The sequence below is a fragment of the Streptomyces sp. NPDC002265 genome (genome assembly GCF_040296125.1).
GTDB lineage: Bacteria > Actinomycetota > Actinomycetes > Streptomycetales > Streptomycetaceae > Streptomyces.
This window is the reverse complement of sequence record NZ_JBEOWS010000081.1, coordinates 21,664-29,511: the sequence shown is the minus strand read 5'-3', so window position 1 is coordinate 29,511 and position 7,848 is coordinate 21,664. Positions and strand designations below refer to the sequence as shown.

The window sequence follows — 7,848 nt, the reverse complement described above, 5'->3', positions numbered from 1 at the left end:
GTGCAGCGGTAGGCGGCGGCCGTCACCTTCGTGGTCCACCGTCAGCCCTGGACCAGCTCGGCCTCCGGATGCACGGCTTCGGCTCGGTTCGGGCTCTGGAGCTTCCTGCGCAGCTTTTCGCCCTCCACATCGAGGTCGGGCAGCAGCTTTTCCAGCCACGTCGGCAGCCACCATGCGGAACGGCCGAGCAGCGCGTGCACGGCGGGCACGATGGCCATACGGACGACGAACGCGTCGAGGAAGACGGCGACCGTGAGTCCGAAGCCGATCATCTTGACGGACTGCTCGCTCGATCCGAGGAATCCGCCGAACACGGCCATCATGATGATCGCCGCAGCGGTCACCACCCGGGCGCCGTGCTTGAATCCGGCGACGACGGCCCGCTCGGGGCTCTCTCCGCGGACGTACGCCTCACGGATCCTGGTGACCAGGAAGACCTCGTAGTCCATGGCCAGGCCGAAGACGATGCCGACCATGAAGATCGGCATGGTGCTCATGATCGGTCCGGTCTGCTGGATGCCGAACGCGTCGGCCAGCCAGCCCCATTGGAAGACGGCGACCACGGCGCCCAGAGCCGCGCCGACCGAGAGCAGGAAGCCGAGCGCCGCCTTGAGCGGGATGAGCACCGAGCGGAAGACGACCATCAGCAGCAGGAACGCGAGACCCACGACGAGGGCCAGATAGGGCAGCAGAGCCTCGTTCATCTTCTGCGAGAAGTCGACCTTCATGCCTGTCTGCCCCGTCACCAGCGCCTGCGCGCCTGTGGCGGACTCGATCCCCGCGCTGCTGCCCCGGATCTCCTTTACGACTTCCTCGGTCTGTGCGCTGCCGGGCCCGGACGACGGCACCACGGTGATCATGGCCGTGTCGCCGGACCGGTTGAAGACCGCAGGACCTACGGCGGCCACGCCGTCGATCTTCTTCACCGTCGCGGTCGTCTTCGCGGCCGCGGCCTTGGCATCCCCGCTGTTCTTCGCATCGACGACGAGTACCAGCGGCCCGTTGAAGCCGGGCCCGAAGCCCTCGGACAGCATGTCGTACGCCTTGCGCTGCGTGGTCTTGGTGGCCAGGGAGCCTTCGTCCGGCAGTCCGAGTTTGAGCGCACCGGCTGGTACGGCCAGCGCGCCGAGCCCCAGCACCCCGGCCACCAGGACGGGGACAGGGCGCCGCAGCACGAAGCCGGCCCAGCGAACGCCCATGGCGGGCCGTGTGGACCTCGAACGGCGCTTCTCGGGCTTCTTGCCGCGTGCCCGGCGGCCGAGGATCCGCTTGCCGGCGATGCCGAGCAGCGCCGGCAGGAGGGTGAGCGCGACCAGGACGGCGAGGGCGACCGTCCCTGCTGCAGCCAGCCCCATCTTGGTCAGCACCGGTATGCCGGCCACCGACAGGCCGGCCAGGGCGATCATGACCGTGAGTCCCGCGAACACGACGGCCGAGCCGGCCGTCCCGAGCGCGCGGCCTGCCGCTTCCTCGCGTTCATGGCCTTCGGCGAGTTCGGCTCGGTAGCGGGTGACGATGAACAGCGCGTAGTCGATGCCGACGGCGAGGCCGAGCATCATCGCCAGCGTGGATGTCGTGTCACCGAGGTCCAGGGTGTGCGCGAGTGCTCCGATGGCCGAGACGCCGACCCCCACACCGAGGAGTGCCGTGATCAGAGGCAGTCCTGCGGCAACCAGGGACCCGAAGGTGATGAGGAGGACGAGCGCGGCGATGACGATGCCGATGACCTCGGTGCCCGACTCCTCCTCGGCCTGCAGGGCGCTGCCCCCGATCTCGACGGCCAGCCCGCTGCCGCGGGCAGTGTCCGCCGCCTCCTTGAGCGCCTCCTTGGTGTGCGCGGTGAGCGAGGCGGAGCCGACCTTGTAGGAGATCGCCGAGTAGGCGGTCGAGCCGTCCTTGCTGACCGTGTGCGCGCTGAACGGGTCGGCCACGGAGGCGACCTGCGTCGAGCTCCCCTTCAGGCCGACGACCGCTCTTTCGATTTCGGTGCGGTAGTCGGGTCGGGTGAGCTGCTCGCCGTGCGGCGCCTTGAAGACCATACGGGCCGTGGCGCCGTCCGAGTTGGCCTCGGGGAACCGCTCGCCCAGCAGGTCGAAGGCCCGCTGGGCCTCCGTGCCCGGCATGGAGAACGTGCTCGGGGCAGGGGGAGTGGCGGTGGACGCGCCGATTCCTGCCAGGACCAGGAGCGCCACCCAGGACAGGAGGACGAAGAGCCGGTGCCGGAAGCTGAACCGGCCCAACTTGTAGAGGAATGTGGCCATGCGGGAGTGCTCCGCTCATGGGGGGATGTGACGGAAGGGCCCTGGGTCAGGACGCTCCTCCAGCTTCCGGCCGCCCGGCCGCCGCTTCGTCAGCACTCATGACGACGTTGCGTCTCAGCCCTGGGGATGAGCCGCTGCGCATCTCATCCCCGTCGCCGAGCCGAGCGCTGCATCACCGGGCCTTGCGAGCCGGCCGCTGCCGGGGATTCCCTGTCCGGCGCCCCGGGCCGGCGTGACCGGCCGCTCGCTCCTGGTGAGCACCGGCACCGGCACCGGCACCGGCCTGCGGCATGGGGCGGTGCGCTCCTGAGGCCACAGGCCATGGAGCACACCGGAAGCGGATCCGGCGGTCGGCCAGGACGATGGGTCAAGCACCCGAGCGATGCGTGTGCGGCAATAGGCGTGAAGGGGGTGCAACGCGATCACCGGTGAGCTGCGGGAGCGGACATGAGGCGCTCAACTCCGGCCATGCTGCGCGGGATTTGCGGGGTGCCGCGAGGGCGGTCTTGGGTGTGATGACGCGAGCCCGGACGGGACGGCGGTATGCGTCGAAGTCGTAGCCGCGGTCGGCGAACAGCCGCCGGGGTCGGCGCGGTGGCCGGCCGCGCAGGCCACGGATGCGCGGTATGGCGTCCAGCGGCGGCATGAGCGTGAGGAGGTGGAGCAGGCGACGTCAGTGCCGCAGCCGCTTCCAATCGCGGCTGCCCCGCAGTCACCGACGCCCTGGCGCACAACGGTCGTGTTCCCATGTTGTTTGTGCCGGGCTGATGAATGACACGTGCGACCCTGGTCGGCCGTCGCGTGCGCGGTCTCCTCAATGAGGTCCGGGCGCTCTGATGCGTGCGATGAGCATGGTCACGTCGTCGGCAACCGGTCCGCCGGTACCCATCATTGTGTGCAGGATCAGGTCGCAGAGGCGATCGGGTGGCGCTTCGGCGTGCCGAAGCGTGCGCCGGAGAATGTTCATCCCGACCTCGATGTCTCTGTCGCGTCTTTCGATCAGCCCGTCGGAGAAAAGTACGAGGGATGTACCGGGCTGTAGTTTCATGTCCGCGGACGATGAGGACAGTCCCAGCAGATTCATTCCCAGGGGAGGGCTCGCGGACAATTGCGGGACCTCGACGTTGCCGTCCGGGTAGATGATCACCGGGGCCGGGTGACCTGCGCACGCGATGGTGCACCGTTGCGACGCCGGGTCGTAGACGACATAAAGGCACGTTGCTCCGATGGTGCCCCAGCTGCATGTTTCCGAGACAGCGGCCGGGTCCTCGATGTCGTCCGCCCCTTCGCCGAGCTGCCGAGTCACCTTGTCCGCGTGGAACAGCAGATCGTCAGGCGGCATGTCGAGTGCCGCCAAGGTGCAGATGGTGGCACGCAGGCGCCCCATGGCCGCGGCGGCATGGATCCCGTGCCCGGTCACATCACCGACCACCAGCGCAACTCGCTGGTTCGGGAGGGGGATGACATCGAACCAGTCTCCACCGATTCCCACACTGTCGTCCGCAGGCAGGTAACGGTAGGCCACCTCCACCGCGGAATGCGTCTTGATGCACTGGGGGAGCAGGCGTCGTTGGAGGGCGAGCGCGATGTGGTTCTTGGTGTCGTAGCGGCGGGCGTTGTCGATGCTCAATGCTGTGCGACAGGCCAGCTCCTCCACGAGCCGGGCATCATCGGTCTCGAACGAGATCGGCTTCCGCCAACGCAGAAGCGTCGCCACGCCGATGACGACTTCGTCGGTCAGGATCGGTACCGCCATCGCACTGTGCACGCCGATATCGAGCAGCTCGGAGACCCACACGGGGTCCGTCGCGTACCATTCGCTGTTCTCGCTCAACTTTCGTATGACGACAGGACGCTCTTCATACATCGCATCGATCTGAGGGGATTCCGGAGGCCACACGATAGTGCCTTGGGGTGGGATCTCTGCGGTGAGCAGCTCCTGGGTCGATTTCGACGTCATCCTTCTCATCGGGGTGCTCGGATCGATCGCGTAGGCCTTCAACTCCTGCCCAGGAGGCTCCAGAAGGTCGACCGCGATGAAATCAGCCACTTGCGGCACGAGCATGTCGCAGAATTCCGCGACCGTCTCTTCCACGTCCAAACTCGCCCCGATGCGCTTGATGGCACGGCTCATGAGGGCGAGCCGTCCGCGAGACCGCGCGGATTCGGAGGTGTCGAACATTACGTCGGCCACTCCCAGGGAATTCTCCGACCGGTCCTCCAGCCGGAAAATCGAGTCGGTCCAGGTGCTTCCGTAGATCGCGCCTGCGGAGTCGACATTGGACCACTGTGCGCTGATGATGGACCTTCCGGTTCGGAGCACATAGCGCAGTCCTCTCTCGTACGCATCGGCCTGTGCTCCGCAGACAACCTCACCGGGAGGTCGACCTGTCAGCTGGCCGTCCGAAAGGTGAGGCCATCTCTGCAGTGTCGTATTGGCGAAGGCAACCCGCAGATCCGAGTCATAGACGATCAGGCCTATCTTGGAACCCCCGAACATGGCTTCCAGCAGCGCCGATCCCATATCGGCGTACTTCGCACTCTCGACGTCGGCCATCGTGGCCAGCCAGATGTGCGCCGTCTCGCCCAGGACGGGCACCCGATCGAGCCGCAGCCATGCATCGATGTCAGATCCGCCCTGGTGACGCAGCGTGGTCCTGTCTGCCCCGCCGAGCCCGCTCAAGACGCGCGAAGTCAGGTCGGAGCGATCGCTTTCCTTGGCGAGCAACGCGGTGGCGGGACTGCCGACGACATCCTCCGCGGAATAGCCAAGCAACTCCTCCGCGTCCTGGCTCCATGTGGCCACTGTGCCGTCGGCATCCAGTGTGAAGGCTGCGGTGCAGGTTCGTGCGATGAAATCACCGAACTGAAAGCGGTCCGGAGTCGATTGCATACCCATAGCCATCACGCCTCCACCTTCCATGTCTCAGCTTCCTGCACGGACAGGCACTTCTCCACACGGGTCAGCTGAGGTGCCGTCTCTTGCGCGGTGACGCCGGTATTCCTTCTCCGGACTCGTCGGGGTCCAGATCGATTGGGGTCTCGCGCTGACGGTGACCGCCGCGGCCGTCGTCGGCAGCCGCTTCGCCGGACGCGCGGCCGCGGCCTGGGGCACCGTACAAAAGCGCGGGCGCGAACCGCCGCCGAAGCGCCGGCGGGAAACTTCCGAGAGCTGAGCCTGCGCTCCTGAACCCATACCCAGGGGTTGACGTCCGCACATGATCCAGTAGCGCCCCGGTGCACGACAGAGAGCCGGTCAGGTCGCAGGAAGGAGAAGCCCGGCGAAGGCAGAGGAAGAGGCGGTGACCGCGGTCCCCGACCGGCTGCGACGGGCCCCGGGCCAGGTCGCGGGAATCATCGCCATGATCGAGGACGGCCGCGACTGCGCGGACGTCGTTCTGGATGGTGCGGACCTGCGGGGTCAGCTTCCGCGTCACCGGTTGGCTCGGGACGACCTCGTCCGACGACGCCGGGTTGCCGGTGAGGGCGTGTGCCCCAGCGCCGGTCGCCATAACCGTGCCGGCGGCCAGGGCCGCTCCGAAAACCGCGAGGGTGCGACGTCGGGTGGGGCGGGTGCGGCCGCTGATCGACGAACTGTGCGGTACGTGCGCCCTCTCATCGTGCGGGAGGGCCCCTTGTGGCCCTCCCGGCTTGGTTCTCATCGTTGCTGCCTCCGGCGGGCCGCTCCTCTGCCTCAAGAGCGGTTCCCGCTCTCCGCCGCAGGAACGAGACATCGCCTACCTCACTCCCTTTGCCGCCCGTGCAGGTACTCCACGGCAGATGCCCCGGCCCGCTGCGGGCCGGGGGCACGGTGGCCGCCCAGTGCCCAGTGCCCAGGCCGCGGCTGCGGCGGCCGGGGGCGGTGTCTCCTTCCGACCGGCACCGCGACTCGGCCCGGCGCCCACACACCGGTGCAGCCCCGCTCGGACCTCGGCAGGCCCGCGCTTGCGACTCAACCGAGTACGGGTCCCACCTGGTGGCCGTCATCCGGGACAGGCGCCCTTCCGATCCGGACACCCGCCTGCCGGGCCGATACGGGAGGGACACGCGCGCAAAGGAAGACGGGAGCCGGCCTCCGCTTTCGGATGCCCGGCGCGCCCTCTCCCGCCCTCAGCACATGGCGCGCCCCTGGACAGCGCTGCGGCCGTCACCCGTTTGGGCGTCGTCACGAGCAGTGACCCCGCCCGCGGTATCCGCGCCGGTCGTGCCCGTGGTGGTGCTGTCGGCCTGCGCAGAGGCAGGACGCCGGGACCGGTACCCGATCCGCGCCCTGGACCGGCTGAGTCCGACGGTTTTCACGGCGTGTCCTGCTGAGCGGTTGCCGCAGCGCGCAGGCCGAGCAGATATCCCGCCTGGAAGCGAGTCGTCGCATCCAGTTGTTCCATGACGGCCGCGATGCGGCGGCGTACGGTGCGTACCCCCAGACCGAGATGGCGAGCGGCGGTCTCGTCCTTGAGTCCTGCGGCCAGGATCTGTACCAGTTGCCGTTCGTCCTCGTTGAGCTGCGCCGGCAGTGGCTCGCTGCCGGTACCGCCGTACGGAACGGCCTTCTCCCACAGCGTGTCGAACAGGACCACCAATGCATCCAGCAGGCCGGACGGGCGGACGACGACCACGGCTGCGCCCTCTTCGGTGGCCAACGGCACCAGGGCGAGACGCCGGTCGGCCATCAGCAGCTTCACCGGGACTTCAGGCAGAATGCGCGTCTGCTCGCCGACAGCACCCAGTGTCCGCAGGGTCTCGGCGGCACCCTCCTGCTCCAGGGCTTCCTTGGCGTAGATCACCCGTGTCGGAAGCCCGCCCTCCAGAGCTTTCAACTCCTCGCGGCCAGGAGAGAACCCGTTCAGATACGGGGGACGGCTGAGGACCTCCAGCTGATTCCTGGCCTGGCAGACCAACTGGTCCACGCAGGTGCCGATCTCACGGCTGCCGCGTATCACGTCCACGATTTCGTCGCTCTGGTCCCGGCGTGCGGCCATTCGGTACCGGTCCGTCAATCCTTCTGTGTAGAGCCGCATGCGCTGCAGCTCTCCCTCCTTCCTCCTGATGAGTGCCTCCAGCGAGAGGTCCGGCGGGATCACGGAGAAGAGTGACGAGTCCTGCGGATCCTGCGCCACCAGACCCAGGTCATCGAGCCGTTGCATTGCCTCGAGCACGGCGTCCGGCTCCAGTGCGAGTTCTTCTGCCACCTGGTGAGGGTGTCCGATCTGCCGTTCCACCAGATGCTCGTAGACCTGTGTCTGTCGGGCCGTCAGGCCCAGTACCTCATGCATACCCGAATCACCGTTCCTGGAGGACCTTCGTGTGCGCAGGAGGAGAGCAGATCCTCCCGCTGTGTCTTTGCCGAGGGGCTTGGCGGCTGTCCCCGAACTGCCCTCGGATCGTCCGGATTTGGATGCCTGATACGTCGCGAATTCCTTGAGCGAGCGGGAGGTACCCAAGCGTTCGACAGCGATGTTTGGCACGCAGCTGCCACTGTCCGAACTGGCCACCCGATGTTCTTCTTTCCTGTGCAGCGACTTGAGATGGTGGCAACTCCCGGTCGCCCAACCACGACCCGGATCTATGTCGGGTGAGGCCTTTCGTT

General features: G+C 67.5%; 4 protein-coding genes. 1 reads left to right on the top strand and 3 read right to left on the bottom strand.

Annotated elements, in window-relative coordinates:
• Positions 1–41: 41 nt before the first annotated feature.
• Together ABT085_RS16920 and ABT085_RS16910 are read right to left on the bottom strand one after the other, a co-directional pair.
• Positions 42–2,261, bottom strand: a complete 2,220-nt coding sequence (locus ABT085_RS16920) for an MMPL family transporter (RefSeq protein WP_351607626.1) — start codon at positions 2,259–2,261, stop codon at positions 42–44.
• Positions 2,262–3,075: 814 nt separating this feature from the next.
• The gene (locus tag ABT085_RS16910) at positions 3,076–5,166 is read right to left on the bottom strand and encodes a SpoIIE family protein phosphatase (protein WP_351607624.1); all 2,091 of its coding nucleotides are present in this window, start codon (positions 5,164–5,166) and stop codon (positions 3,076–3,078) included.
• Between the two features lie 397 nt (positions 5,167–5,563).
• On the opposite strand from ABT085_RS16910, the gene ABT085_RS46700 reads away from it, so the two are divergent.
• Positions 5,564–6,439 (top strand): metal-sensitive transcriptional regulator, encoded by an 876-nt coding sequence (locus tag ABT085_RS46700; protein WP_502982743.1) that lies wholly within the window; start codon positions 5,564–5,566, stop codon positions 6,437–6,439.
• 117 nt (positions 6,440–6,556) lie between these two features.
• On the opposite strand, the gene ABT085_RS16900 is transcribed toward ABT085_RS46700, so the two are convergent.
• The gene (locus ABT085_RS16900) at positions 6,557–7,534 is read right to left on the bottom strand and encodes a helix-turn-helix domain-containing protein (RefSeq protein ID WP_351607622.1); all 978 of its coding nucleotides are present in this window, start codon (positions 7,532–7,534) and stop codon (positions 6,557–6,559) included.
• Between the last annotated feature and the right edge of the window lie 314 nt (positions 7,535–7,848).

Excerpts from the sequence above, each read along its gene's own strand:
- ABT085_RS16900 (WP_351607622.1), bottom strand. The coding sequence starts at position 7,534 with ATGCATGAGGTACTGGGCCTGACGGCCCGACAGACACAGGTCTACGAG.
- ABT085_RS16910 (WP_351607624.1), bottom strand. The coding sequence starts at position 5,166 with ATGGCTATGGGTATGCAATCGACTCCGGACCGCTTTCAGTTCGGTGAT.
- ABT085_RS16920 (WP_351607626.1), bottom strand. The coding sequence starts at position 2,261 with ATGGCCACATTCCTCTACAAGTTGGGCCGGTTCAGCTTCCGGCACCGG.